This is a genomic window from Streptococcus sp. K0074, from assembly GCF_048843365.1.
Lineage (GTDB): Bacteria > Bacillota > Bacilli > Lactobacillales > Streptococcaceae > Streptococcus > Streptococcus mitis_BM.
Window position 1 is genome coordinate 72,501 of record NZ_CP184836.1, and the last position, 26,161, is coordinate 98,661.

20 protein-coding genes, 2 tRNA genes and 2 rRNA genes (1 of these 24 running past the window's edge) are annotated in these 26,161 nt (G+C 40.7%); 4 read left to right on the top strand and 20 right to left on the bottom strand.

Annotated features, from left to right (window positions below; genetic code table 11):
- The 13 genes from ACN076_RS00495 to argR form a co-directional block, all read right to left on the bottom strand.
- Positions 1–1,130 (bottom strand): 23S ribosomal RNA (locus ACN076_RS00495) (it extends 1,771 nt beyond the left edge of the window).
- Between the two features lie 124 nt (positions 1,131–1,254).
- Positions 1,255–1,327 (bottom strand) — tRNA-Ala (locus ACN076_RS00500).
- Between the two features lie 51 nt (positions 1,328–1,378).
- A 16S ribosomal RNA gene (locus ACN076_RS00505) occupies positions 1,379–2,924 on the bottom strand.
- Together the 16S and 23S rRNA genes with 2 tRNA genes alongside form the textbook arrangement of a ribosomal RNA operon.
- 243 nt (positions 2,925–3,167) lie before the next feature.
- A tRNA-Glu gene (locus ACN076_RS00510) sits at positions 3,168–3,239 on the bottom strand.
- A 137-nt stretch (positions 3,240–3,376) separates the two neighbouring features.
- A complete protein-coding gene (locus tag ACN076_RS00515; RefSeq protein WP_049510431.1) occupies positions 3,377–3,808 on the bottom strand; it encodes a cytidine deaminase family protein in 432 nt (143 codons plus the stop codon).
- A gap of 13 nt (positions 3,809–3,821) precedes the next feature.
- On the bottom strand, positions 3,822–5,282 hold the full coding sequence (gltX, locus tag ACN076_RS00520) for a glutamate--tRNA ligase (RefSeq protein WP_261091572.1): 1,461 nt from the start codon (positions 5,280–5,282) through the stop codon (positions 3,822–3,824).
- Positions 5,283–5,409: 127 nt separating this feature from the next.
- A complete protein-coding gene (locus ACN076_RS00525; RefSeq protein ID WP_000018268.1) occupies positions 5,410–6,759 on the bottom strand; it encodes a glucose-6-phosphate isomerase in 1,350 nt (449 codons plus the stop codon).
- A gap of 170 nt (positions 6,760–6,929) precedes the next feature.
- Positions 6,930–7,619, bottom strand: coding sequence for a gamma-glutamyl-gamma-aminobutyrate hydrolase family protein (locus ACN076_RS00530; protein ID WP_420789964.1), 690 nt, complete (start codon positions 7,617–7,619; stop codon positions 6,930–6,932).
- Between the two features lie 314 nt (positions 7,620–7,933).
- Complete coding sequence (locus tag ACN076_RS00535) at positions 7,934–9,391, bottom strand: IS1182 family transposase (RefSeq protein ID WP_101786106.1); 1,458 nt, start codon at positions 9,389–9,391, stop codon at positions 7,934–7,936.
- Between the two features lie 82 nt (positions 9,392–9,473).
- Positions 9,474–11,240 carry a multidrug efflux ABC transporter subunit PatB gene (patB, locus tag ACN076_RS00540; RefSeq protein WP_371491928.1) on the bottom strand — a complete coding sequence of 589 codons (1,767 nt, stop codon included), beginning with the start codon at positions 11,238–11,240 and terminating at the stop codon, positions 9,474–9,476.
- Position 11,241: 1 nt separating this feature from the next.
- Positions 11,242–12,948 carry a multidrug efflux ABC transporter subunit PatA gene (patA, locus tag ACN076_RS00545; protein ID WP_420789965.1) on the bottom strand — a complete coding sequence of 569 codons (1,707 nt, stop codon included), beginning with the start codon at positions 12,946–12,948 and terminating at the stop codon, positions 11,242–11,244.
- A gap of 146 nt (positions 12,949–13,094) precedes the next feature.
- A complete protein-coding gene (gene mutS / locus ACN076_RS00550) occupies positions 13,095–15,629 on the bottom strand; it encodes a DNA mismatch repair protein MutS (RefSeq protein ID WP_101776938.1) in 2,535 nt (844 codons plus the stop codon).
- A gap of 50 nt (positions 15,630–15,679) precedes the next feature.
- The gene (gene argR / locus ACN076_RS00555; RefSeq protein ID WP_001231476.1) at positions 15,680–16,126 is read right to left on the bottom strand and encodes an arginine repressor; all 447 of its coding nucleotides are present in this window, start codon (positions 16,124–16,126) and stop codon (positions 15,680–15,682) included.
- Between the two features lie 135 nt (positions 16,127–16,261).
- Here argR and argS point away from each other — a divergent pair, with 135 nt between their 5' ends.
- Together argS and ACN076_RS00565 are read left to right on the top strand one after the other, a co-directional pair.
- The gene (gene argS / locus ACN076_RS00560) at positions 16,262–17,953 is read left to right on the top strand and encodes an arginine--tRNA ligase (RefSeq protein ID WP_414309442.1); all 1,692 of its coding nucleotides are present in this window, start codon (positions 16,262–16,264) and stop codon (positions 17,951–17,953) included.
- Between the two features lie 502 nt (positions 17,954–18,455).
- Entirely contained in the window at positions 18,456–18,701 is a 246-nt protein-coding gene (locus ACN076_RS00565; RefSeq protein ID WP_000084860.1) for a hypothetical protein, read from the top strand.
- 142 nt (positions 18,702–18,843) lie between these two features.
- Here the strand turns inward: ACN076_RS00565 and ACN076_RS00570 are convergent, their stop codons facing one another.
- The 5 genes from ACN076_RS00570 to ACN076_RS00590 all read right to left on the bottom strand — a co-directional run bounded on the left by ACN076_RS00570 (position 18,844) and on the right by ACN076_RS00590 (position 22,765).
- Positions 18,844–19,152, bottom strand: a complete 309-nt coding sequence (locus tag ACN076_RS00570; RefSeq protein WP_000411161.1) for a hypothetical protein — start codon at positions 19,150–19,152, stop codon at positions 18,844–18,846.
- Positions 19,153–19,225: 73 nt separating this feature from the next.
- Positions 19,226–19,642: a hypothetical protein gene (locus tag ACN076_RS00575; protein ID WP_000673202.1), complete on the bottom strand. Its 417-nt coding sequence runs from the start codon at positions 19,640–19,642 to the stop codon at positions 19,226–19,228.
- 28 nt (positions 19,643–19,670) lie between these two features.
- The gene (locus ACN076_RS00580; RefSeq protein WP_000669488.1) at positions 19,671–20,825 is read right to left on the bottom strand and encodes an ABC transporter permease; all 1,155 of its coding nucleotides are present in this window, start codon (positions 20,823–20,825) and stop codon (positions 19,671–19,673) included.
- On the bottom strand, positions 20,815–21,495 hold the full coding sequence (locus ACN076_RS00585) for an ABC transporter ATP-binding protein (protein ID WP_000891279.1): 681 nt from the start codon (positions 21,493–21,495) through the stop codon (positions 20,815–20,817). The genes ACN076_RS00580 and ACN076_RS00585 overlap by 11 nt, the downstream gene beginning before the upstream one ends.
- A 349-nt stretch (positions 21,496–21,844) precedes the next feature.
- Positions 21,845–22,765, bottom strand: coding sequence for a helix-turn-helix domain-containing protein (locus ACN076_RS00590; protein WP_001206587.1), 921 nt, complete (start codon positions 22,763–22,765; stop codon positions 21,845–21,847).
- Positions 22,766–22,971: 206 nt separating this feature from the next.
- On the opposite strand from ACN076_RS00590, the gene ACN076_RS00595 reads away from it, so the two are divergent.
- Positions 22,972–23,988 (top strand): NAD(P)H-dependent glycerol-3-phosphate dehydrogenase, encoded by a 1,017-nt coding sequence (locus ACN076_RS00595; RefSeq protein ID WP_265529142.1) that lies wholly within the window; start codon positions 22,972–22,974, stop codon positions 23,986–23,988.
- Positions 23,989–24,009: 21 nt separating this feature from the next.
- Positions 24,010–24,909, top strand: coding sequence for a UTP--glucose-1-phosphate uridylyltransferase GalU (gene galU, locus ACN076_RS00600; protein ID WP_265529140.1), 900 nt, complete (start codon positions 24,010–24,012; stop codon positions 24,907–24,909).
- A 53-nt stretch (positions 24,910–24,962) separates the two neighbouring features.
- Here galU and ACN076_RS00605 read toward each other — a convergent pair whose 3' ends face one another.
- Both ACN076_RS00605 and ACN076_RS00610 read right to left on the bottom strand, forming a co-directional pair.
- Positions 24,963–25,637: a rhomboid family intramembrane serine protease gene (locus tag ACN076_RS00605; RefSeq protein ID WP_261059573.1), complete on the bottom strand. Its 675-nt coding sequence runs from the start codon at positions 25,635–25,637 to the stop codon at positions 24,963–24,965.
- Entirely contained in the window at positions 25,621–26,160 is a 540-nt protein-coding gene (locus ACN076_RS00610) for a 5-formyltetrahydrofolate cyclo-ligase (RefSeq protein WP_261037792.1), read from the bottom strand. The genes ACN076_RS00605 and ACN076_RS00610 overlap by 17 nt, the downstream gene beginning before the upstream one ends.
- Between the last annotated feature and the right edge of the window lies 1 nt (position 26,161).

Sequence of the window (26,161 nt, forward strand, 5' to 3'; positions counted from 1 at the left end):
ATTACGCACTCTTTGAATGAATAGCTGCTTCTAAGCTAACATCCTAGTTGTCTGTGCAACCCCACATCCTTTTCCACTTAACAATTATTTTGGGACCTTAGCTGGTGGTCTGGGCTGTTTCCCTTTCGACTACGGATCTTAGCACTCGCAGTCTGACTGCCGACCATAATTCATTGGCATTCGGAGTTTATCTGAGATTGGTAATCCGGGATGGACCCCTCACCCAAACAGTGCTCTACCTCCAAGAATCTTAATGTCGACGCTAGCCCTAAAGCTATTTCGGAGAGAACCAGCTATCTCCAAGTTCGTTTGGAATTTCTCCGCTACCCACAAGTCATCCAAGCACTTTTCAACGTGCCCTGGTTCGGTCCTCCAGTGCGTCTTACCGCACCTTCAACCTGCTCATGGGTAGGTCACATGGTTTCGGGTCTACGTCATGATACTAATTCGCCCTGTTCAGACTCGGTTTCCCTACGGCTCCGTCTCTTCAACTTAACCTCGCATCATAACGTAACTCGCCGGTTCATTCTACAAAAGGCACGCTCTCACCCATTAACGGGCTCGAACTTGTTGTAGGCACACGGTTTCAGGTTCTATTTCACTCCCCTCCCGGGGTGCTTTTCACCTTTCCCTCACGGTACTGGTTCACTATCGGTCACTAGGGAGTATTTAGGGTTGGGAGATGGTCCTCCCAGATTCCGACGGGATTTCGCGTGTCCCGCCGTACTCAGGATACTGCTAGGTACAAAGACTATTTTAAATACGAGGCTATTACTCTCTTTGGCTGATCTTCCCAAATCATTCTTCTATAATCTTTGAGTCCACATTGCAGTCCTACAACCCCGAAGAGTAAACTCTTCGGTTTGCCCTCCTGCCGTTTCGCTCGCCGCTACTAAGGCAATCGCTTTTGCTTTCTCTTCCTGCAGCTACTTAGATGTTTCAGTTCACTGCGTCTTCCTCCTCACATCCTTAACAGATGCGGGTAACAGGTAGTACCTGTTGGGTTCCCCCATTCGGAAATCCCTGGATCATCGCTTACTTACAGCTACCCAAGGCATATCGTCGTTTGTCACGTCCTTCTTCGGCTCCTAGTGCCAAGGCATCCACCGTGCGCCCTTATTAACTTAACCTTATTTTTTGACCTTTCAGTCATAAACTCTTATTAATACTACAGCGTTTTCGGTTTATTTTCTTGTTACTATTTGATATAGATATTCAATTTTCAATGTGCATTACTTGGTGATCTCTCACCAATGGAGCCTAGCGGGATCGAACCGCTGACCTCCTGCGTGCAAAGCAGGCGCTCTCCCAGCTGAGCTAAGGCCCCACAAGACCTCTCAAGACTAAACAAGACCAATGCGCAGTTCCTTATCCTTAGAAAGGAGGTGATCCAGCCGCACCTTCCGATACGGCTACCTTGTTACGACTTCACCCCAATCATCTATCCCACCTTAGGCGGCTGGCTCCTTACGGTTACCTCACCGACTTCGGGTGTTACAAACTCTCGTGGTGTGACGGGCGGTGTGTACAAGGCCCGGGAACGTATTCACCGCGGCGTGCTGATCCGCGATTACTAGCGATTCCGACTTCATGTAGGCGAGTTGCAGCCTACAATCCGAACTGAGACTGGCTTTAAGAGATTAGCTTGCCGTCACCGGCTTGCGACTCGTTGTACCAGCCATTGTAGCACGTGTGTAGCCCAGGTCATAAGGGGCATGATGATTTGACGTCATCCCCACCTTCCTCCGGTTTATTACCGGCAGTCTCGCTAGAGTGCCCAACTGAATGATGGCAACTAACAATAGGGGTTGCGCTCGTTGCGGGACTTAACCCAACATCTCACGACACGAGCTGACGACAACCATGCACCACCTGTCACCTCTGTCCCGAAGGAAATCTCTATCTCTAGAGAGGTCAGAGGGATGTCAAGACCTGGTAAGGTTCTTCGCGTTGCTTCGAATTAAACCACATGCTCCACCGCTTGTGCGGGCCCCCGTCAATTCCTTTGAGTTTCAACCTTGCGGTCGTACTCCCCAGGCGGAGTGCTTAATGCGTTAGCTGCGGCACTAAACCCCGGAAAGGGTCTAACACCTAGCACTCATCGTTTACGGCGTGGACTACCAGGGTATCTAATCCTGTTTGCTCCCCACGCTTTCGAGCCTCAGCGTCAGTTACAAGCCAGAGAGCCGCTTTCGCCACCGGTGTTCCTCCATATATCTACGCATTTCACCGCTACACATGGAATTCCACTCTCCCCTCTTGCACTCAAGTTAAACAGTTTCCAAAGCGTACTATGGTTAAGCCACAGCCTTTAACTTCAGACTTATCTAACCGCCTGCGCTCGCTTTACGCCCAATAAATCCGGACAACGCTCGGGACCTACGTATTACCGCGGCTGCTGGCACGTAGTTAGCCGTCCCTTTCTGGTAAGATACCGTCACAGTGTGAACTTTCCACTCTCACACTCGTTCTTCTCTTACAACAGAGCTTTACGATCCGAAAACCTTCTTCACTCACGCGGCGTTGCTCGGTCAGACTTCCGTCCATTGCCGAAGATTCCCTACTGCTGCCTCCCGTAGGAGTCTGGGCCGTGTCTCAGTCCCAGTGTGGCCGATCACCCTCTCAGGTCGGCTATGTATCGTCGCCTTGGTGAGCCGTTACCCCACCAACTAGCTAATACAACGCAGGTCCATCTGGTAGTGATGCAATTGCACCTTTTAAGCAAATGTCATGCGACATCTACTGTTATGCGGTATTAGCTATCGTTTCCAATAGTTATCCCCCACTACCAGGCAGGTTACCTACGCGTTACTCACCCGTTCGCAACTCATCCAGAGAAGCAAGCTCCTCCTTCAGCGTTCTACTTGCATGTATTAGGCACGCCGCCAGCGTTCGTCCTGAGCCAGGATCAAACTCTCATTAAAAGTTTGAGTTCTCACTCATTTCTGTCACTGACAGATTTATTGTTTTTTTCATTGTTCAGTACTACAACCTTAGTTGTAGTGCCCTGCACATTGGTTCGTCTTGTTCAGTTTTCAAAGGTCTTTGTCACTCACTTCTCTCAAGCGACAACTATATTAGTATATCACAGTCGCTTTCGCTTGTCAACACTTTTTTGAAACTTTTTTAAACTTTTTTTCATCAAGTGTTCCAACCGCAACATACCATAGTCCGTACGGGATTCGAACCCGTGTTACCGCCGTGAAAAGGCGGTGTCTTAACCCCTTGACCAACGGACCAGAGTTGTTATTTTCAACTCTTACTATTATACCGACTTTTTCTGACTTGTCAACTACTTTTTCTAATTTTTTTCATTTTTTTCAAATCGACTTTTTCAACTTATAATAAAAGAGCCAGAATTGAACTGACTCTTTTATTATTTATCAAACTTAGAAGCACGTTCTTCTCCCCACCAATAGGGCATTAGTTCTGCGACTTTAACTGTCTTTCTTGTATCATAGTCCATCATGACTTCTGCATCTTTATTTTCAGCGTTCATCTCTAAGAGGAATTCTCTACAAGCTCCACAGGGCATTCCTGAACTTCCACCATAAGGTGCTTTGTCTCGAAAGGCTAATACTTTCTTAACCTTAGTTTGTCCTGAAAATTGGTACATATTGAAGAGAGCCGCCCGCTCTGCGCAGAGATGGAAAACACCACAGGTTCCCTCCATGCAGAAACCTGTAAATATTTGTCCATCTTCTGCTTCTACTGCGGCAACGACATGGTTAGCATAAACAAAATCAGATACTTCATGTGGATTGTATAGTTTCAGTGCTTCTTCGTACATCTTTTCCCAGATGTCCATTGTTTCATCCTTCTTATTTAGAGATTTCTTTTAGCATGTTTTCGATATGCTGGATTGATTTTTCACGTCCAAGCAAGAAAATTGTATCTGGTAATTCTGGTCCATGCATTTCACCTGAAACTGCGATACGAATAGGCATGAAAAGATTTTTCCCTTTAATACCTGTTTCTTTTTGGACTGCTTTAATTTGTGGGAAGATATTTTCTGTCACAAATTCATCGTCTGTCATCGCTTCAAGTTTTGCTTTGAAGGCTTCAAGAACTGTTGGGACTGTTTCCCCCGCCATGACTTCGCACTCTGCTTCGGTCAATTCTGGGAAATCTGAGAAGAAGAGATCTGTCAATGGAATAATTTCATCAACTGATTTCATTTGTGGTTTATAGAGCTCAACTAATTTTTCAGCCTTGTCAGTCAATCGACCTGCTTCTTCTAGGAATGGTTTTGCCATTTCAAAGATAGTTTCTAGGTCTGCATTCTTGATATAATCATTGCTCATCCAGTCTAGTTTTTTCTGGTCAAAGGCTGCTGGAGACTTGCTGAGGCGGTTTTCATCGAAAAGTTTAATCAATTCTTCACGAGAGAAAATCTCATCTTCTCCACCTGGGTTCCAACCAAGAAGAGCAATAAAGTTAAAAACTGCTTCTGGTAAATAACCTTTTTTACGGTAGTCTTCGATAAATTGAAGTGTATTAGTATCGCGTTTAGACAATTTTTTCCCAGTTTCAGAGTTGATAATCAAAGTCATGTGACCAAACTCTGGAGCTTCCCAACCAAGTGCTTCATAAACCATGAGCTGTTTTGGTGTATTAGCAATGTGGTCGTCTCCACGGATTACGTGAGAAATTTGCATATCGTGGTCATCGATAACAACGGCAAAGTTGTAAGTTGGGTAACCGTCTTTCTTTTGGATAACCCAGTCACCGCCGATATTGCCACCTTCAAATTCGATATCACCTTTGACCATATCATGCCACTTGTAGATACCTGACTCATTGACAGCCAAACGAACAGTTGGAATGATCCCTGCTGCTTCACGTTCTGCGATGTAAGCTGCTTTTTCTTCTTCACTCATACCAAGGTATTCGTTGATGTAGCGTGGTGTTTCGCCAGCTGCTTCTTGGCGTTCACGTTCAGCTGCTAACTCTTCTTCTGTAACGTAAGATTTGTAGGCTTTTCCTTCAGCTAATAGTTGGTCAATGTATTTTTGATACAAGTCCAAACGCTCAGACTGGCGGTAATTTTCATGTGTTTCTGGACTTTCATCCCAGTCCATACCTAACCAACGAAGGTTTTCAAGCTGTGAACGTTCACCATCCTCGACATGGCGTTTACGGTCAGTATCTTCGATACGGATAATAAAAGTTCCACCATGATGACGTGCGTAAAGGTAGTTGAACAATGCTGTACGGGCATTTCCGATGTGTAGTAGTCCTGTTGGACTTGGTGCGTAACGTACGCGGATATCTTTTGACATAGTTTCTCCTATAAAGTCTCTAGGCGTCTGCCTTTTTGCTCTCTATATTATATCACAAGTCTTGGCTGAGTCCAATTTCTATGGATAAAGAGAGTAAAAAGAGTGGACAAACCACTCTTTTCTTCTATTATAGACGTGCGTTAAGTTCTTTGCTCAATTCTTCAAATCCTGGTTTTCCAAGAAGGGCAAACATGTTACGTTTGTAAGCTTCAACACCTGGTTGGTCAAATGGGTTGATAGCATTCAAGTAACCTGAAAGAGCGATAGCCAATTCGAAGAAGTAGATAGTGTAACCAAGAGTGAAAGCATCTTGCTCTGGAAGAGTCACGTACATGTTTGGTACATCACCATCTGTGTGGGCAAGAAGAACACCATCAGTCGCTTTTTTGTTTACAAAGTCAACATCTTTTCCTTGAAGGTAACCAAGTCCATCAAGGTCTTCTTCCAAGCTAGGGATAATCACGTTTTTACGAGGTTTGTCAACACGGACTACTGTTTCAAACATGATACGAGTTCCTTCTTGGATAAATTGACCAAGTGAGTGCAAGTCAGTTGAGAAGTTGGCTGAAGTTGGGTAGATACCTTTTTGGTCTTTTCCTTCTGATTCACCAGCCAATTGTTTCCACCACTCTGAGAAGTATTGAAGTGATGGCTCGTAGTTTACCAAGATCTCAGTTGCATAACCTTTACGGTAAAGGATGTTACGAACAGCTGCATATTGGTAAGCTTCATTTTCAGAGATTTTATCTGAAGTGTAGTCTTTGCGAGCTGCGTTAGCACCTTCCATAAGGGCTTTGATGTCAGCTCCTGAGGCAGCGATTGGAAGCAAACCAACAGCTGTCAATACTGAGAAGCGTCCACCGATGTCATCTGGAACAACAAATGTTTCCCAACCGTTAGCGTCTGCTTCAACCTTAACAGCACCTTTTTGGCGGTCAGTTGTTGCATAGATACGTTTGTTGGCTTCTTCTTGTCCGTATTTCTTAACCAAAAGTTCTTTGAAGACACGGAAAGCGATAGCTGGTTCAGTTGTTGTACCTGATTTAGAAATTACGTTTACTGAGAAGTCTTTATCAGCTACGTACTCTACCAAGTCAGCAAGGTAAGTAGATGAGATTGAGTTTCCTGCGTAAAGGATTTGTGGAGCCTTACGTTCTTCTTTTGTTTGCAAGTTTGCAAAGTGGTGGTTCAAGAAGTCGATTGCTGCTTTAGCACCAAGGTAAGATCCACCGATACCGATAACAACCAAAACATCGCTGTCTGATTTGATTTGCTCAGCAGCTTTCAAGATACGGTCAAATTCTTCACGGTCGTAGTTTTCAGGAAGGTCCAACCATCCTAAGAAGTCGCTACCAGCACCAGTTCCTTTACGGATCAATTCATCTGCTGCTGTTACTTGTGATTGCATGTATTCCACTTCATGTGGTGCAACAAATTTGTCTAAAACTTTTGAATAATCAAATTTAATATGTGACATGTTATTCCTCCAATATTTCTTCTTTTCTATCATAACGCTTACCTTCGTTTTTTTCAAGTTTTTTTGTCGAATTTCTCCAATTTTTATCAGAATTCAAACGTTTGCGTAAAAATCCCACATTCCAAAAATTTTGAAAAAATAAAATAAAGAACGACCAGATGTCCCAGTCGTTACAGTTCATTCAATAAATACTCAAATAATTCTAAATTACCATTCTCTTCATTAACCAGAAACTCTGGATGCCACTGCAAACCGATAATGCGGTGCTCATCGATAGACTCAATCGCTTCGATGGTCTGGTCTCTTGGATCAATAGCAGTTACACGGAAATTAGGTGCCACATCTTTAATGCTTTGACGATGGACGGAGTTGACCTGACTTTCTTTCCCAAATAGCTTAGCCACCACGCTTCCCTCCACTGTCTCAATAGAGTGAGATGTTCCGAAAGGTAGTCCTTGCCAGTGACCTTCGATTTCTTGATTGAGCGTTCCGCCAAAGGCAACATTGACAAGTTGAACACCGCGACAGATTGCCATAATTGGTTTATTCTGACGAAGCGCTTCTTTCAAGAGGGCCAATTCAAATTCATCACGCACTAGATTGTAATCATCGCTCTCGATGGTCTTTTTCTCTCCATAAAACTGAGGGTGGACATTTTGACCGCCTGTCAAGATAAGTTTATCTATCATTTCTACATAATCGCGTACAACTGACTCATCACCAACAGGAATGACTAAAGGGAGACCACCGACTTGACGAATGCTCTCTGCGAATCTACAAGATACAGATGAATGAATGTTTTTGCCTTCTGCGTCTACGGGACATAGATTTGCAGCAACTCCTACAACCGTTCTAGCCATGATGTCTCTCCTTTCGAATATTAATACTCTTCGAAAATCTCTTCAAACCACGTCAGCGTCGCCTTACCGTACTCAAGTACAGCTTGCGACTAGCTTCCTAGTTTGCTCTTTGATTTTCATTGAGTATAACGATAGTCCTATCATATCACTCAAAATGACTTTCGTCTAATATGTTTTTTTTAAGGCTGTGATAAAAATTTTTTATGGACAAGAAAAAGCTGCCCACATAGGAGAGTCCACTGAAAAAATAGGTCTCTTACTTTTAATGAAATGAAAACCGAGGAATCTCTCGTTAATTTGAGCGAGTTCCTCGGTTATTTTGTATTTATTAAGGTCATAATTCGTTTCATATTGACCACGAAGATGGTTGTGGCTGCCTGTAACTCCATGCTGAAAAGACCCGATGCTCTCGCGACATCAAAGCCATGTCTCTGTTTTAGTTCGGCATTCTTTGCTTCGATTTTATAGCGATGTCTGGCCATTTCTTTAAAATAAGGTGTTTCCTGAAATTTCTTCTGGAAAAGATGGTCGTCACTCTTAATGGCTATTGAATAAGTTTTAGACTTTGCCCCCTCCTTATAACATCCTTCCTTGGAAAGGCAACTCTTGCACTTCTCAATGTCAAAGTAATGAGTGACAACTTGATTCTTATTTTGATATTTTTTCCCTGTCCTTGCTTTGCGAACAGCCATGTGTCCTTCTGGACAGACAAATAGCCCTGCATCTTTATTAAATTCAAACGCATCCTCTTCTTTACGGTAACCTTTTGAAACTGAAGGGTTCAGTTTTGACACCAAATGAATCTTTTCTTTGCGAGCTAGTTGAATATTGTCCTTTCCTGAATAAGCCGCATCACCAATAATAGTCTCGATGTCCAGACTATTTTCCTTTGTTTTGGCATATAACTCAGGTAAATATTTCCCATCGCTTTGTTCACCAGAAGTGACCACACAAGCAGTAATAATCCGTTCATCCGTCATAGCGATATGACTTTTATATCCATAGAAAGAGCTGTCGGCTGTCTTATGTCCAAGCCTAGCCTCCTCCTTAACAGAAGCTTCCAAGTGTTCTAAGTCGTCCTCGACAGCCTCTTTTAGGTAATTGAACTTTTGAGACACAGCCGGTAGGGCTAAGAGTTCCTCGTGTTTTTCAACCACAGCCATTAATTCCTCTGTATAGGTCAACTCTGCTTCGAGGTTATCTTCCTGAGGTTTCTTTGGAAATTCTATTTTGATATCTTCTGAATGTTGATAAATTGTTTTACGTAAAGCTTTTGAACGCTCTCTAAGGATTTCTTGGGGTTTCTTATGATTATAATGAGATTTGGTGTGAGTGGCATCCACAATGAGGATTTTACTCTTAATCAAGTTATGTTCGAGTGCAATTTGAACAGACTTCTGAATCAATACATCAAGCAGTTTATCATCTTTAATTCTTAGCTTTCTAAATTTTGTCAAAGAGGATGGCTCGATAACAGAATCCTCAGGAGCTAGACCAAGAAAAAATTTAAAGGCCATATCTGACAAGGAACGTCCTACCACATCTACATCTGATAACTTATAAATATCTTTTAACAAGAGATATTTGAACATCATAATCGGTGAATAAGCTTTACGCCCAAAATCGGGACGATAATTCTTTTCTAGTTCATCATAAATAAAGCTAAAATCACAGAGTTCAGTTAGCTGACGTAAAAAGTGGGTTTTAGGAACCACGATATCATACAAACTAGAATAAGGACTGACATCCATAGTTAACTGATTATCAAGCATTATTTCACCTCATCTCTAGTATAACAAAAAAGCCATCAATTTAATGACTTTTTCAGTAGGCTCACATAGGACAACTTCTTTCTTATTCGAAAACAAATTGATTGTGATAGAGTTCTGAATAGAATCCACCTAGCTTCAAGAGTTCATGGTGGTTACCACGTTCAATGACCTCTCCATCTTTAAGGACAATAATCTGGTCTGCATTAAGGATGGTCTTCAAACGATGGGCAATAACAAAACTGGTTCTGCCTGCTACAACTGCCTCCATGGCATGCTGAATCTTGCTTTCTGTCACCGTATCTACGTTTGAAGTGGCTTCATCTAGAATAAGAACTTCTGGATCTGTCATCAGGGTTCGAGCGATAGAAATCAATTGTTTCTGTCCTGTTGAGAAGATGCTCTGATCATCATCTATAAGAGTATCGTATTTATCAGGTAAGCTTTCGATATAGTCGTGAATGTGGGTTGCCTTGGCTGCTACCTCAACCATTTCTTGACTAGCATCTGGCACACCAAAACGGATATTGTCTCGAATCGTTCCACTAAACAAGACCGAATCCTGCAAGACAATTCCCACCTTGCTTCTGAGACTATCTAAATCATAGTCACGGATGTCTTTGCCGTCAAAATAAATACCACCAGCATCAACATCATAAAAGCGATTGATAAGATTCATAATAGTCGTTTTCCCTGACCCTGTCGGCCCAACAACTGCTGTCATCTGGCCTTTAGGGGCAGAAATGCTGACATCTTTCAAAATAGGTTTATCAGGCAAGTATGAAAAATCAATATGACTAATTTCAACACCTTCTTGCAACTGAGTGAAGGTTGGAGCCTTTTCAGGTCGAATTTCTTCCTCTGCGTCAAACATTTCCTGAATCCGTTCAGCCCCCGTAAAGGCTAACTGAAGGCTTCCCCAACTAGCCGCAACTTGGATAATAGGCTGGTAGTACTGCTGTGAAAATTGGGCAAACATAACAATCAAACCTAGGGCTGTACTTGTTTCAATAGACTTATCATTCAAAAGTACAGCTGAACCAGCAAAGATGACGATGGCTGTATTAACCAGACTCATGCCATTCATGACAGGGAAAAGAATTCCTGAGAACATTCTTCCTTTAAAGGTTGCCTTGCGCACGCGCTCATTTTGCTCAAGAAATCCTGCCATCATATCCTCTTGAATTCCTTGCACAATCACGGCTTTTTGGCCTGAGATACTCTCATCCATATAGGCGTTGAGCTTTCCTACCTCTTTTTGCTGGAGATTGGTATATTTGCGTGCCATTTTTACGATGAAAATCAGCATGAGGAAGGCTACTGGTGTGCTGGCAATGGTGATGAGAGCCAGCGTCACATTCCTCGAAAACATGACAAGAATCAGACCAATGTATAAAACAATATTGCTCATGACCTGAACCAGACTTTCATTAAAGGCTTGGAGGATATTATCCAAATCACTGGTAAAACGAGACAAGATATCGCCATCCTGCCGGCGGTCAAAGAAAGAAACCGTCAAGCGAGCAAGCTTACCAAAGAGGCCTTTGCGCATCTCATTGGTCGACTCTGCAATCACGCGCGTCATGAGACACATGTATATCACACTAGAAATAAATAAAACCAAAACCAGCAGACCAAGATTGACCATGATTCCTGATAGACTTTGCCAAACAAGTTCTGGATTGCCATCTTGATAAGCTTGAACTAAATTAGCTAGCTGCGTTACTGCTTGTCCAGAAAATACCGGAAAGAGGGCTTGGGCAAGAGTCGCCAGAACAATCATCAGGATAACAACTACAAATGATAGCTTATAGACTTTAAAATAATTCCAAAAAAATTGAACTGTCTTCATTTTACTCCTCCTTTCCTTTCTGTGTTTCATAGATTTCACGGTAAACGGCATTGTTGGCAACCAAGTCTGCATGCGTGCCTTGACCAATCAATCGTCCTTGATCCAGCACCAAGATCTTGTCTGCATGGACAACCGAGCTAATCTTTTGCGCGATGATAATGGTTGTTGTTCCCTTCAAATCCTTATTCAAGGCTTCTTGAACTAGGCGCTCTGACTTGGCATCCAAAGCCGAGGTCGAATCGTCAAAAATCAGAATACGTGGATTGCTGACAATCCCACGCGCAATCGACATCCTTTGCTTTTGCCCACCTGAGAAATTGGTTCCCCTTTCTTCAACTGGACTTTCAAAGGTTTTCTCCATACGATGAATGAATTCACTGGCTTGGGCAATATTGGCTGCGCGCTCCATTTCAAATAGAGTAGCATCTCCCTTACCCTGTCTCAAGTTATCTGCAATCGTTCCACTGAAAAGAATGGCACGTTGAAGAACGATAGAAACTGTTTTACGCAGGGTTCCTTCACTCACTTCTCGAATATCCTTCCCTCCGATTTTGATAGCCCCTTCCTGTGGATCAAAGAGACGTGGAATCAATTGAGCCAAGGTTGATTTTCCTGCACCAGTCGCTCCAACGACACCAACCATCTGACCAGGTTCAATAGTAAAGCTCACATCTTTCAGCATCGGTTCCTTGTCCATTGGATAGGTAAAGGTCACATTTTCAAAGCTAAGACTTCCGACCAACTCTTCATCTGGGACATCCTTGAAGGTCATGGCTGGCTCTGCGTCCAGAATTTCTCGAATACGACGCATGGAAATCATAGCACGACTGACAGAATTTCCCAAAAATCCAACCATAACAATGGTAAAAATAATCTGGCTTAGGTAATTGACAAAGGAAGCAATGGAACCAACAACTGACGGATCCGACTGAACCATCCCAGCAACTAGCCAAATAGAGAGGAAAACCGTCCCGTAGCCGACTAACATCATAAAGGGTTCCACTACTGAAAAGGCATAACCAATGTAAAGGTTTTGACCAAGAAGCTCGTCTGATACCTCTGTAAACTTAGCAAACTGCTCTTTTTCTTGGACAAAGGACTTGACCACACGAACACCGCGCAGATTTTCCTTGGCAATGGCATTGATGCGTTCAAGAAGGGTTTGAAACTTGGCAAAACGAGGCCCCATCATTCCCATCATGACAGCAGTCAAGCCAAAAATCAAGACTACCATGAGAACAATCACCCACCACAGAGAAGGTAGGGTTTGAACCGCCAGGATAAACGAACCGATAAACAAGAGGGGAAGTCTGAAAAGAATTTGGAAGGTCATCATGACCACGTTCTGAATCTGGTTGATGTCATTTGTCATGCGAACGACTAGATTTCCCGCATTAAATTGTTCAATATTGGCATAAGAAAAGGTTTGGATTTTACGGAAGGCGTCCTCCCGAAGGTCAGATGAAACTCCTTGGGCAATATAGGCTGCAAGGACAACATTGAGACCACCAGCAACTAGACCAACCAGGGCCACACCAATTAACCAAGCCCCGATACTATAAATAGCTTCATATTTTCCAGCAAGGAGGGCGTCTAAGACTTCCTGCAAATAACGCGGTTGCAAAAGTGAACTAGCAACCATCAAGCCTGTCATCAGGAGCGAAGCCAAGGCCTGCCACTTGTAGGTTTTTATTTTCTGAATCAGCATACTTTCTCCTTAAAAAATAGACAAAAGGGAGCGACAATGTGTCAGCTCCTTCTCATTCTGTTTGTGTGATGTTATTCTAGCAAAAAAGTGGGGGATTGTCAAAGAAGTCTCCTTGATACAGCTAGATTAACTAGTGAGTCTTGGTTTTATAGTTTCTGTTTTAACTCTACTAAGACATTCATAGCCTGCATAGGTGTCATATTGTAAACATCCAGCTTAGCTAATTCTGCTAGGATAGGATGTTCTTCAGTCGTATCAAAGAGTGAAATCTGTTCTGTGACAGCACTTGTTTGTCTCATCAGACTTGGACTTTCTCCCCCTTGACTCTCCAGTTGTGTCAAAATCTTATCCGCCCTTGCTAAAAGATCTGCTGGCAAGCCAGCAATCTTGGCAACATGGATACCGTAGGATTTATCAGCTGGACCTGGTTCAATCTTATGAAGGAAGGTGACCTGCCCATCCTGCTCTAAGGTTGCCACGTGGACATTGACCAAGTGTTCCAAGCTGGACTCTAGACTAGTCAACTCATGGTAGTGGGTCGCAAAGAGGGTCTTGGCTCCGATATGTTCGTGAATGTATTCGATGATAGACTGGGCAAGAGCCATCCCGTCATAAGTTGCAGTTCCACGACCTAACTCATCAAAGAGAATGAGAGAGTTCTTGGTCGCATGCGAAATAGCATTATTGGCCTCCATCATCTCCACCATAAAGGTTGATTGACCTGAAACCAAGTCATCGGCTGCTCCGATACGGGTAAAAATTGCATCAAAAATCGGTAAATGGGCACTTTCTGCTGGCACATAAGAACCCAACTGGGCCATAACTGCCGTCATGGCTAACTGACGCATATAGGTTGACTTCCCACTCATGTTGGGCCCTGTAATCAGTTGAATACTAGTATCGTCTGCCATCTGAATCGTATTTGGAATATAGGTCTGAGCCCCCATGACCTTTTCAACAACAGCATGGCGCCCTTTCTGGATATCAATTCGCGAATCATCTCCGAATTCAGGTCGAATCAAATGCTGGGTTTCAGCTACAACCGCCAGACTTTGCAAGACATCAACTGTCGCAATTCCTTGAGCTAAAGCCTGCAAACGCTGGATATACTTGCTGACTTCCTCACGAATACGCATAAAGATTTCGTACTCTAGGTTAGCTGACTTCTCACGTGCTTCCAGCATATCCCCCTCGATACGGGCCAATTCCTCAGTTCCAAAGCGTTCTGAGTTTTTCAGCGTTGCCTTGCGGAAAAAGTGAGCAGGCACATTTCCCAGTTGAGAATTGGTCACATGGAAATAGTAGCCATCCTTTTTATTGTAGTCAATCTTAAGCGTGCTAATACCAGAGTTTTCTCGCTCCTTAGCCTCAATTTCAGCAATCCATCCAGTCCCTTCTCTGAGAACGCGACGGTACTTGTCTAAAGTCTCATCAAATCCAGTTCGGATAATTCCCCCATCTGTAATAACATGAGGAGCTTCAGGAGCAATCGCTGCACTAATCAAACTCTCCAACTCAGGAATTCCATCCAATTGTTCGATAAGATAAGACAGAGCAGACTGCTCCATTCCCTCTAAAATCGCTCGAATCCGTGGCACACTGGATAAGGTAGTCGCCAACTGCAAGAGATCCTTGGGATTGGTTTTGCCAAAAGAAACCCGACTAGCCAAGCGCTCAATGTCATAAACACCCTTGAGACTATCTGTCAAATCACTGCGCTCAAAGAAATGGTCGAGAAAAACCTGCACCACCTCTTGACGTTGGACGATTCGTTCCTTATCAATCAAAGGGCGATGAATCCAAGAACGCAAGAGACGCATTCCCATAGCCGTTTTGGTTTCATCCAAAAGCCAGAAAAGACTGCCTTGTTTCTTGCCTGAACGAGCATTCTCAACCAAATCCAGACTAGCCTTGGTCGCATAATCCATCTGCAAGAAATCCTTGATTTCATAACGGATAACAGGTTTGAGGTGGTTCAACTCCCTCATCTGGGTTCGATGGACATACTGGAGCAACTTACTAGATGCCGCTTGCTCCACCGCTGCTAATCGTGAATCCAGTAAATGAAGGTCTTCAAAGCCTTCTTTTTCATAGGAAAGCACCAGATTCATCTGGCGACTGAGGATTTGTTCTTCTTCCTCAGACAAGTCATAGCCCAGCACCACTTCTCGAGCTTTGAGGTTACGGATTTCCCCACAAACCAGCGTGAAATCCAAAAGACCTGTCACATAAAAATCACCTGTCACTAGATCCATATAAGCTAGACCAAACTGATTGCCATCACGGTCTATGGCAACCAAGAAATTATTCTGGCTATCCGGCTTACTGCTATCAACCACTGTCCCTGGGGTAATGACCTGAACAACCTCTCGTTTCACAACCCCAACTGCTTGTTTAGGATCTTCCATCTGCTCTGCAATGGCTACCTTATAGCCCTGCTCAATCAAGACATCGATGTACTGTTGGGCAGAATGATAGGGGACACCCGCCATAGGAATCGGATTGTCGGCATTCTTGTTGCGACTCGTTAAGGAAATTTCCAGAATCTGCGCAGCATTGACCGCATCCTCATAAAATAATTCATAAAAATCACCCATACGAAAGAGCAAAAAAGCATCTGGGTATTGCTTTTTAATATCCACATACTGTTGCATGCCGGGTGATAGCTTTTCTGTCGCCATTTTCCGTCTCTCCTTGTCAAAAATAAGTCTTGAGAGCAACTCCCAAGACCTTACTTATCTTTCATCAAATCTAGCAAACGATCTTCCATGAGTTTGGCAACGTGCTGGTCTCGACAAATGACCAATAAGGTATTGGCACCAGCAACTGTTCCTAAAATCCATTCATCTTTGTTTGCATCTACAATATTTGCCAAAACAGAGGCTTCGCCCAATTTGGTATGAAGCACCAAGGTAAACTCTGCTCTTGCAACACCTTCTAAATGATGAGACAAAAATTCAACCAAATCAATCTTTTCTGTCTCATTTGCTAGTACATAATACACCATATCATTTTTCTTGACCTTGGTCAAGCCGATTTCGCGCAAATCACGAGACAAGGTTGTTTGCGTCACAAAAACATTATGTGCCTCCAACCGATCTTGAATTTCTTTTTGTGTACTTAATTTCTCCTCAGTAATCATTTTTTTTATTAACTGATGACGATCTCTTTTTCTCATAAAATCCTCTTATGTGAATATTTATAACTATTTTTATAACTATATTATACCAAAAAAATAGGAGATTTCAAAAATTTTTTCTTCTTTCTTTAAAATTGTGATAAAATAGTAGAAAAGTCCAAAAAGGAGCTCTTAATGAATACAAAAGAATTGATTGCTAGCGAATTGGCTAGTATCATTGATAGCCTGGACCAAGAGGCTATTTTAAATTTACTGGAAACCCCTAAAAACTCAGAAATGGGAGACATCGCTTTCCCCGCTTTTTCTCTTGCAAAAGTCGAACGTAAAGCACCTCAAATGATTGCGGCTGAACTGGCTGAAAAAATTAACAGCCAAGCCTTTGAAAAGGTTGTTGCAACAGGACCTTACGTTAACTTTTTCCTTGATAAATCTGCCATTTCTGCTCAAGTATTGCAAGCTGTTATCACTGAAAAAGAACACTATGCTGACCAAACTATTGGCAAACAAGAAAATGTTGTTATCGACATGTCTAGTCCCAATATCGCTAAGCCATTCTCTATTGGCCACCTACGCTCAACTGTTATCGGAGATAGCTTATCACATATTTTCCAAAAAATCGGTTATCAAACGGTCAAGGTCAACCACTTGGGAGACTGGGGTAAACAGTTTGGGATGTTGATTGTTGCCTACAAAAAATGGGGCGATGAAGAAGCTGTAAAAGCTCATCCAATCGATGAACTTCTTAAACTCTATGTCCGCATCAACGCTGAAGCTGAAAATGACCCTAGCTTGGATGAAGAAGCACGCGAATGGTTCCGTAAACTTGAAAATGGAGACGAGGAAGCTCTCGCACTTTGGCAATGGTTCCGTGATGAAAGTTTGGTGGAATTTAACCGTCTTTACAATGAATTACAAGTCGAATTTGACAGCTACAATGGAGAAGCCTTCTACAACGATAAGATGGATGCAGTTGTAGACATTCTTTCTGAAAAAGGCCTTCTTGTTGAATCAGAAGGTGCCCAAGTTGTGAATCTTGAGAAATATGGAATTGAACATCCAGCCCTTATCAAAAAATCTGATGGTGCAACTCTCTACATCACACGTGACTTGGCTGCAGCTCTTTACCGTAAAAACGAATACCAATTTGCTAAATCTATCTACGTAGTTGGTCAAGAGCAATCTGCCCACTTTAAACAACTCAAAGCTGTCTTGAAAGAAATGGGCTACGACTGGAGTGAAGACATTACTCATGTTCCTTTTGGTTTGGTTACAAAAGAAGGGAAGAAACTCTCTACTCGTAAAGGGAATGTCATCTTACTAGAGCCTACTGTTGCAGAGGCCGTTAGTCGTGCCAAAGCCCAAATTGAAGCAAAAAATCCTGAATTGGAAAATAAAGATCAGGTAGCACATGCTGTTGGGGTTGGAGCCATTAAATTCTATGACCTCAAGACCGACCGTACAAATGGATACGACTTCGACTTAGAGGCTATGGTATCCTTCGAGGGTGAAACTGGACCTTATGTTCAATATGCCTACGCTCGTATCCAATCTATCTTACGCAAAGCGGATTTCAAACCAGAAACAGCTGGCAACTATAGCTTGAATGATGCTGAAAGCTGGGAAATCATCAAACTCATCCAAGACTTCCCACGTATTATCAACCGTGCGGCGGATAACTTTGAACCTTCTATCATTGCTAAATTTGCAATTAGCCTGGCTCAAGCCTTTAACAAATACTATGCACACACGCGTATCTTGGATGAAAGCCCAGAACGCGACAGCCGTCTAGCCCTTAGCTACGCAACCGCAGTCGTTCTCAAAGAGGCCCTTCGCTTGCTTGGAGTAGAAGCGCCAGAGAAGATGTGATTCAGTACTAACAATTGGAACTAAAGTTCCTAATTGTTAGACGCTAGCCGCTTATATGCGGACTAGCTAACTGCTTCACTAGTAAAGAAACATAAATATTATCGATTTATGTTTCTTTACGTCGTAATTAGAGATACTTGTCTAAACACTTCACTAATTCACCTAACCAAATAATATCGATTTGGTTAGGCTTATGTCGTAATCTTTTAATTACTTGATTGTAAAGCAGTCTAAGTAACTGACGTTCAATCCTATTCGGACTTTGGCTAGGCGCTTCACTAGTTTTAGGACATAAATATGATCGATTTATGTCCTAAAACGTCGTAATCTTAAAGTTACTTGATTGTAAAGAAATCTAAGTAACTAACGCCAAATCCTATACGGATTTTGGTTTAGAGGTCTATCAAAAACCTTATCAAGTTTTGCTGACTTGTTCTGCTATTTTAGATCCACTAAATCGATTTATTCACTACTATTTCTTTATCATACAGGGAGATTTCCTATGAGCCAATATGCTTATATCCTCGTTGTGATTAGCTTGGTTTTCCTTTTTCTGCTCAATAAGTACGAGAAGGAGAGACTTCAAAGGCTCTACCAAGAACAACTTTTGAAGGATGAAACATTTAGGGCTGACATCAAAGAGAAAATTCACACGACTGAAAATATCAATGATGTCATTTCTTACATCAATAAAACTTATCATCTGGGAATGTTGCTATCAAAAGACATTACAGATCAATTGAAATAAACCTAGCTATTCTTTAATGAATATCAAAACCGAGACTAAGACTTTAATACTTAGGCTCGGTTTTTAGTATGTTCAATTGAAACAAGTGTTGAAAACTTGTTGTAGCAATTCTAATATAGGAATGGATAGACTTCCAAAAATATCATTTACAAATATTTTTAAAGAAATCAAACTTCCTATATTTACTATTATTATAGACTGTTAAATCAACATCCTCTACAACTTCTTTCACATCTATATTGACATCATAGGGCAAAGAAAGAAAATCTAAATTATAAAATTCTGTACTCATCTCTTTTAAAATAAGAAGGTCTAACAAGTATCCCTCCACTCTGATTTCAACTTGAATTGTCTTAGACATGAAATTTTTTAGAATCATAAAGTCCTTTACTTGCTTTCTATTAGGACCGACATACTCAAATCTTTTTCGTTCAAAAATAATTTTCTCCAAATGTTACACCATTTCAATAATATCATTTTCTAAATAACTGCAGAAGCAATTCTTCTTTTTTATGCAGGCTTCATTAAAATTTCCCTTGTTTAATTCTTCCAAAAATTTTTGAAATAGTGCAAATAAAAGCTCCTAGTAAGAATTCCTGTAGGAAAAATCCAAAATAAGTTCCTAACTGTAAATTTCTATTGAATGTAAATACGGAAGTTTCAGATTGAATCGTATTTTGTTCTATAAGCGTCATAGGAGTAACTCTGAAAATTCCAAACATCATTAAGGCATAGATCATTCCAAAAATAATTAATAACACCCAGCTGTGCTTACTTCTAGAAGAAATACTTCCCGATAACAAAGCTAATAATATTGACGGTATAATTTGTGCAAATAGCATAAATTGAAAAAGATTAAAATTATCTAGTGTAAAAAAACATATTGTAAATTCCACAATTAGCAATAGAGAAAATACTCTATCTATTTTTGTAAATTTCATTCTACCTCCTTTAAATTCACATCCATCATTACCTTAGACCTTCAATAACATTTTTATTTGCTGCAACCATTGCAGGCATAATACTAAATACAATTCCAAATACACCCGTTGTGAATAGAGTAATCAAAATATGATCCAGAGTTAATGTCGTAACAAAACCACTCATGTTCATTAAAACAACAAATAATGTCGCTACTCCAATACCAGTTATAGCTCCCAGAAGCGATAAAAGAATCCCCTCCATCATATACGATTGATAAATATCAGATTTTTTAGCCCCTAAAGCTCGACGAATGGCTATCTCCTTGCTACGTTCGCTAACAGAAGACAACATAGCATTCATAACCCCAAAACCAGCTACAAAAATTGAAATGCTTGATAAAAGTGCAATGAAATTTAATATTGTAGTAGCTTGAGCCTTTGTTTCCTCATATACCCTTCTATTATCTATATATCCATAAGTTCCTTCCTTGCGGAATATTCCATAAGTATCTAAAGCAGATAAAGCCTTATTAATATTCTCCAACTGATTAGTTTCTACTACTAATTCATCAAAATATTCCCTTCCTCCTAAAAGTAACTCTTTGATTTCATTGGTAACCAATAAAGAAGGTAATCTTTCATTAACAGCTGATCCATAATATATTGCCTGAATTAGGTATTCTTTTCCAGATATATTGATAGTCTCTCCTAAAAAAGGTTCAATATTTTCCTTTCGAGTCAATGACATGAGAGCCTTATCGCTAATAGCGACACCGCCATCTAGTTCCTCTAATGCTCTTCCTTTTAATAAAGCAGGCACAACTAAACCATTCTTATTCAAATCGCCCAATGTTCGAAAACTAAGATTCTGCTTAGAATCATTAAAATACGTTTCAGCATACAAAGCATAAGAGCTGGAAGAAAGTCTTGCATGTTTTCCAATAGTTTGCTCAACCAATTGTTTATCTTCCTGTGTAAACCCTCTAATATCCAATATATTCTGAGGCGTATAAGTCATTGTTGCTGTGTCTTCTTCTATCTTTAAATCATTACCTAATGTAGAAGTTGTATAGGAAGAACTTGATAGTATTACTAATAAAACAAATGTTGCCACTGTGATGGCTAAGGATGTCAGAATACTTTGTCTTTTATTCCTCTTTAACAGCTTTAGAGTATCTATTAACAGCTTTTTAAACTTCATGTAATCCTTCTCCTTCAGATGTTAGATACCCATTTTTCATTCGATACCTTGTTCTACAATGACTGGCAACAAACTCATCGTGAGTTACTACAATAATTGTCGTTCCAGAATGATTCAAATTTTGTAGAATTTGCAATATCTCATTCCTATTTTTCTCATCTAATGCACCTGTAGGTTCATCCGCTATAAGAAATCTAGGTTTATGAGCAAGAGCTCTAATTAAAGCAACTCGTTGCTTCTGTCCGCCTGATAAATGACTTGGGTACTCATTCATCTTATCTATAAGTCCTAAGTCTTGTAATAAACTATCAATGTATTCTATATCTGGCTGTTGGTCAGAATATAGGAATGATAATAAAATATTTTCTTTAACAGTATATTCATCAATAAGATGAAATTGTTGAAAAACAAATCCAATATCACGATTACGGTAACTTGCTTGTTGATTTTCATTTAACTTCTCAATACTTTTTCCGTCTAATATATATTCTCCTTCAAATTCAGAATCAATCAGTCCCAAAATATTGATAAATGTCGATTTGCCCGAACCTGATGGTCCCATTATCGATACAAATTCTCCTTCAACTACCTTAAAATTTATTTCTCTTAAGACATTATTTTTTAGCGTCCCTTGTCCGTAACTTTTACTAATATTTTTTAGTTCTAACATAGACCTTCCCATTCTATCTTTATTATTTATAAATCCAAAAAATGGCAACAACTAGCACTAACATATTTTCTCTCCTTATTTTTTCTACAGGATTATTATACTTCTATGTTACACATTCTCCAAGGTCATAAATGTCACTAATTTCAACAACTTATCTACTAATGAGTACTCAATTAGTATAAAAAGAAACTAGATACGAACTCAATCTAAGGGAAAAACATAATAACTCTTTAAATGAGAAAACGCATAATATCAAGTTTTTAAACACCTGATATCATGCGTTTTTATGATTTCGAAAACTTTCTCTCGGTCTTTTTAACTAGTGACATTTTTGTCACTTTTTTATTTTCTAATGTTTATTTTTAAAAAAATCCTGGAGGTCATGTTGCCATTGTTTTTCTAGCTGTTCTATCAAATGACTATTATCAATCATTCTAGCAAATATTTTTGCTTCTTGAAAATAATTTTCAGCTACTGAATAATCTTTTTTTACAAATAATGCATAGCGCCACTCCCATAGTCGAATAATTGGTTTTTTCTGATAGTCGTATGATTTTGAGGTAATTTCATTTAATTTGTAAAGAATATCTTCAAATTGACTGTAATTAGCAATTTTTTCAAATATTCCTAACAACAAAAGTAATGAATCTCTGATTAGAAATGAATATTCAATATCAAACATCTCAACTTGTTGTAAAATTTTATCAGCTATTACTAAGAAGGTATTCACTTCAATCTCATCTATTATTGTATCTTGGTGTACTAATCTTACCAAAAATAGCTTTATGATTAAAATATCGTTAACTTCATATTTTGATTTCAACAAAATGTGATCGAAATACTCTTGTAAAATCATTCCTAAATTGCTATCATCATTCCACCAACCAAAATCATCATATGCTTGTAAAACATCTATGATAAACCTTTCTTCCTCAGGAAGTCTATCATAATATTCTTCAAAAATCTTATCAAAAACACTCTCTTTCTTCTGGGCGATAGTTTCATCTTCGTATGTAGGAGTCCTCATCAAGAAATACTTCAATTCTAGATATTCCTTATCCAACTCTATATAACTTGGCATCAACTTGTAATCTTCAACCCCCAAACGTTCAGCGATATATTTTAACTTTGTTAGTGTTGGTCTGGATTCTCCATTTTCAATTCTAATTAATTGACGAATACTTAATTCAGACTCATCACCACAAAATTCTGAACGACTGATTTTTTTAGCCAAACGTAATCTTTTAATTTTTTCGCCAAACTCTCGCAACCTACAAGAACCTCCTGAGTTGTTTACCTCTATTATAGCATATACTGAATCAAACTATCTGTCAGAACTAAAGACTAAGAGTTTATCCCTTCGTCTCGGTTTTTATATATTTTTGAAGTCACAAAGCCACCACTCCCCAGCAATGAAAGTGCAAAATCCCCTAGAATGTGATAAAATAAAAAGAGAACTCTATTAAGGAGGAAAACATGGAAAAACAAACCGTCGCCGTCTTGGGGCCTGGTTCTTGGGGAACTGCCCTTTCACAAGTCTTAAATGATAATGGACACGAGGTACGTATTTGGGGAAATCTTCCCGAGCAAATCAATGAAATTAATACACACCATACTAATAAACAATACTTTAAAGATGTCGTTCTAGATAAAAATATCATTGCCTACACCGACTTAGCAGAGGCATTGAAAGATGTAGATGCGATTTTGTTTGTTGTCCCAACAAAAGTGACACGACTTGTTGCCCAACAAGTTGCAAAAACCTTGGATCATAAGGCTATCATCATGCACGCTTCAAAGGGATTAGAGCCTGATAGTCATAAACGATTATCAACCATCCTTGAAGAAGAGATTCCTGAACAGCTCCGCAGTGATATTGTCGTTGTTTCAGGCCCTAGTCATGCAGAAGAGACCATTGTGCGTGACCTGACTTTAATCACTGCTGCTTCTAAAGATTTACACACAGCTCAATACGTTCAAGAACTCTTTAGTAATCACTACTTCCGACTTTATACCAATACGGATGTTATCGGGGTCGAAACCGCTGGTGCTCTTAAAAACATTATCGCTGTCGGTGCTGGAGCTTTACATGGTTTAGGATTTGGTGACAATGCCAAGGCAGCCATCATCGCTCGAGGCTTGGCAGAAATTACCCGCCTAGGAGTAGCACTTGGGGCCAGTCCATTGACCTATAGTGGCTTATCCGGTGTAGGAGACTTGATCGTAACGGGAACCTCCATCCACTCTCGTAACTGGAGAGCCGGAGATGCTCTTGGTCGTGGAGAATCTCTAGCTGATATCGAAGCCAATATGGGCATGGTAATTGAAGGAATTTCGACGACCCGAGCAGCCTATGAACTAGCGCAAGAACTTGGAGTCTATATGCCCATTACACAAGCCATTTACCAAGTTATCTACCACGGAACCAATATCAAAGATGCCATTTATGACATCATGAACAATGAATTTAAAGCAGAAAATGAGTGGTCTTAACCCTCTAGAGAAAGGATTCTTATGGCACTGAAAGTTAGAAAAGCAGTCATTCCTGCCGCTGGACTAGGAACTCGATTTTTACCAGCAACCAAGGCTCTTGCCAAAGAAATGTTGCCAATTGTAGACAAACCAACTATCCAGTTTATCGTGGAAGAAGCTCTCAAATCAGGCATTGAAGATATTCTAGTTGTCACTGGTAAATCAAAACGTTCTATTGAGGACCACTTTGACTCAAACTTTGAGCTTGAATACAATCTTAAGGAAAAAGGCAAAACGGATTTGTTAAAATTGGTAGATGAAGCAACTGGTATGCGCCTCCATTTCATTCGCCAAACTCACCCTCGTGGTCTTGGAGACGCTGTCCTACAAGCCAAAGCTTTTGTAGGGAATGAGCCCTTCGTTGTTATGCTGGGTGATGACCTTATGGACATCACAAATGAGAATGCCGTTCCTTTGACAAAACAACTGATGAATGATTACGAAAAGACACACGCATCAACCATTGCTGTCATGCCCGTACCACACGAAGACGTTTCATCATATGGAGTTATCGCTCCTCAGGGGGAAGGGATTAATGGTCTCTATAGCGTTGAAACTTTCGTAGAAAAACCAGCTCCCGAAGATGCACCAAGTGATTTGGCAATCATCGGTCGCTATCTACTCACACCTGAGATTTTTGATATCTTAGAAAATCAAACTCCTGGTGCTGGAAATGAAATCCAACTTACTGATGCTATTGATACGCTCAATAAAACACAGCGTGTTTTTGCCCGTGAATTTACAGGAGCTCGTTACGACGTTGGGGATAAGTTTGGATTTATGAAAACATCTATTGACTACGCCCTCAAGCACCCACAAGTCAAAGAAGCCTTGAAAAATTACCTCATCCAACTTGGAAAAGAATTGGCTGAGAAGGAATAAAATAAAAAGATAAGGTTCAAAAAATGCCTTATCTTTTTTCATTACATAAATTTTCATCCCATTCCCTTGTAGAGAAGTAAGACTGCAAGTCCTACAAATAACACTAACGCTACCAGTCTCTGACTAGCGCTATACATCCGTTTTTCTCCTCTAACTGGAAAGATAACTGCTAGAAATGCGCCACCAACTGCACCTCCGATATGACCTGCTAGACTGATTCCAGGAATCAGAACACTTCCAATAATATTAACCACAAAAAGTGTCAGATAAGATTGACCTAGCTGTTGGATATAGGGATTGCGAGTTGCATAGCGAAGAATGATAATCGCGGCAAATAGCCCATAGAGAGAAGTCGAGGCTCCTGCTGCTAAGGATTTGGGACTAAATACAAAAACAAAGAGATTGCCCATCATTCCAGATAAGAGATAGAGAAAGAAAAACTTCTTGGATCCGAAAATTTCCTCTACTTGCCTACCAAGATAATAAAGGGAAAGCATATTGACAATGAAATGCTCCCACCCAATATGAACAAAAATGGCAGAGAAGAGACGCCAAATCTGCTCAGGAAAGAGGCGAATAGCTGGCCCATACATGGCTCCAAATCGAAATAAGGTGTCTGCCCTGTCAAAGTTTCCTCCTGTGGTCACCAACATTATTAGAAATACCAAAGCCGTCACTAAGAGGAAAAGACTCGTCACAGGGTAACGCCTATCAAAGATTTCTTTCATCAATCAGAACCTCCTGAACAGGAATATCATGATTTTCAGGGCTAAAGTCCTGAACTTGATAATGATAGACCGTACTCAAAGTATGACCAGTAAAATGTTCCAGATAGCGGTCATAATAACCTCCGCCATAGCCAATTCGATAGCCCTTTGTCGTAAAAGCCAGCCCCGGAACATGAATCAAATCAATCTGAGAGGCATCCAATACTTCCAAATCTCCCTGTGGTTCCAGTAAGCCAAAGGAAGTTTTTACCAACTGCTGCGGATCATAGACCACAAAGTCCATGTGCCCCTTGGGATAGGTTTTGGGTATCAGAACCTTCTTGCCATCCTTCAGCGCCTGCTCAATCAATTCCTGCGTTTGAAACTCATGAGGAAAAGAGAGATAGGTTGCGATGATCTTGGCTTCTTGGTAAAAGGGGTGTTGTAACAATCGCTCGGTTAACGCTTGGTCTATAGCCTGTTTTTGCTCTTGAGATATAGCCTTCATTTCTTGCAAGACTTGCTTGCGTAGTTCTGCTTTCATA

Bases quoted from the DNA above. Each gene is read 5' to 3' on its own strand.
- ACN076_RS00515 (WP_049510431.1), bottom strand. From the start codon at position 3,808: ATGGACATCTGGGAAAAGATGTACGAAGAAGCACTGAAACTATACAAT.
- gltX (WP_261091572.1), bottom strand. From the start codon at position 5,282: ATGTCAAAAGATATCCGCGTACGTTACGCACCAAGTCCAACAGGACTA.
- ACN076_RS00525 (WP_000018268.1), bottom strand. From the start codon at position 6,759: ATGTCACATATTAAATTTGATTATTCAAAAGTTTTAGACAAATTTGTT.
- ACN076_RS00530 (WP_420789964.1), bottom strand. From the start codon at position 7,619: ATGGCTAGAACGGTTGTAGGAGTTGCTGCAAATCTATGTCCCGTAGAC.
- ACN076_RS00535 (WP_101786106.1), bottom strand. From the start codon at position 9,391: ATGCTTGATAATCAGTTAACTATGGATGTCAGTCCTTATTCTAGTTTG.
- patB (WP_371491928.1), bottom strand. From the start codon at position 11,240: ATGAAGACAGTTCAATTTTTTTGGAATTATTTTAAAGTCTATAAGCTA.
- patA (WP_420789965.1), bottom strand. From the start codon at position 12,948: ATGCTGATTCAGAAAATAAAAACCTACAAGTGGCAGGCCTTGGCTTCG.
- mutS (WP_101776938.1), bottom strand. From the start codon at position 15,629: ATGGCGACAGAAAAGCTATCACCCGGCATGCAACAGTATGTGGATATT.
- argR (WP_001231476.1), bottom strand. From the start codon at position 16,126: ATGAGAAAAAGAGATCGTCATCAGTTAATAAAAAAAATGATTACTGAG.
- argS (WP_414309442.1), top strand. From the start codon at position 16,262: ATGAATACAAAAGAATTGATTGCTAGCGAATTGGCTAGTATCATTGAT.
- ACN076_RS00565 (WP_000084860.1), top strand. From the start codon at position 18,456: ATGAGCCAATATGCTTATATCCTCGTTGTGATTAGCTTGGTTTTCCTT.
- ACN076_RS00575 (WP_000673202.1), bottom strand. From the start codon at position 19,642: ATGAAATTTACAAAAATAGATAGAGTATTTTCTCTATTGCTAATTGTG.
- ACN076_RS00580 (WP_000669488.1), bottom strand. From the start codon at position 20,825: ATGAAGTTTAAAAAGCTGTTAATAGATACTCTAAAGCTGTTAAAGAGG.
- ACN076_RS00585 (WP_000891279.1), bottom strand. From the start codon at position 21,495: ATGTTAGAACTAAAAAATATTAGTAAAAGTTACGGACAAGGGACGCTA.
- ACN076_RS00595 (WP_265529142.1), top strand. From the start codon at position 22,972: ATGGAAAAACAAACCGTCGCCGTCTTGGGGCCTGGTTCTTGGGGAACT.
- galU (WP_265529140.1), top strand. From the start codon at position 24,010: ATGGCACTGAAAGTTAGAAAAGCAGTCATTCCTGCCGCTGGACTAGGA.
- ACN076_RS00605 (WP_261059573.1), bottom strand. From the start codon at position 25,637: ATGAAAGAAATCTTTGATAGGCGTTACCCTGTGACGAGTCTTTTCCTC.
- ACN076_RS00610 (WP_261037792.1), bottom strand. From the start codon at position 26,160: ATGAAAGCAGAACTACGCAAGCAAGTCTTGCAAGAAATGAAGGCTATA.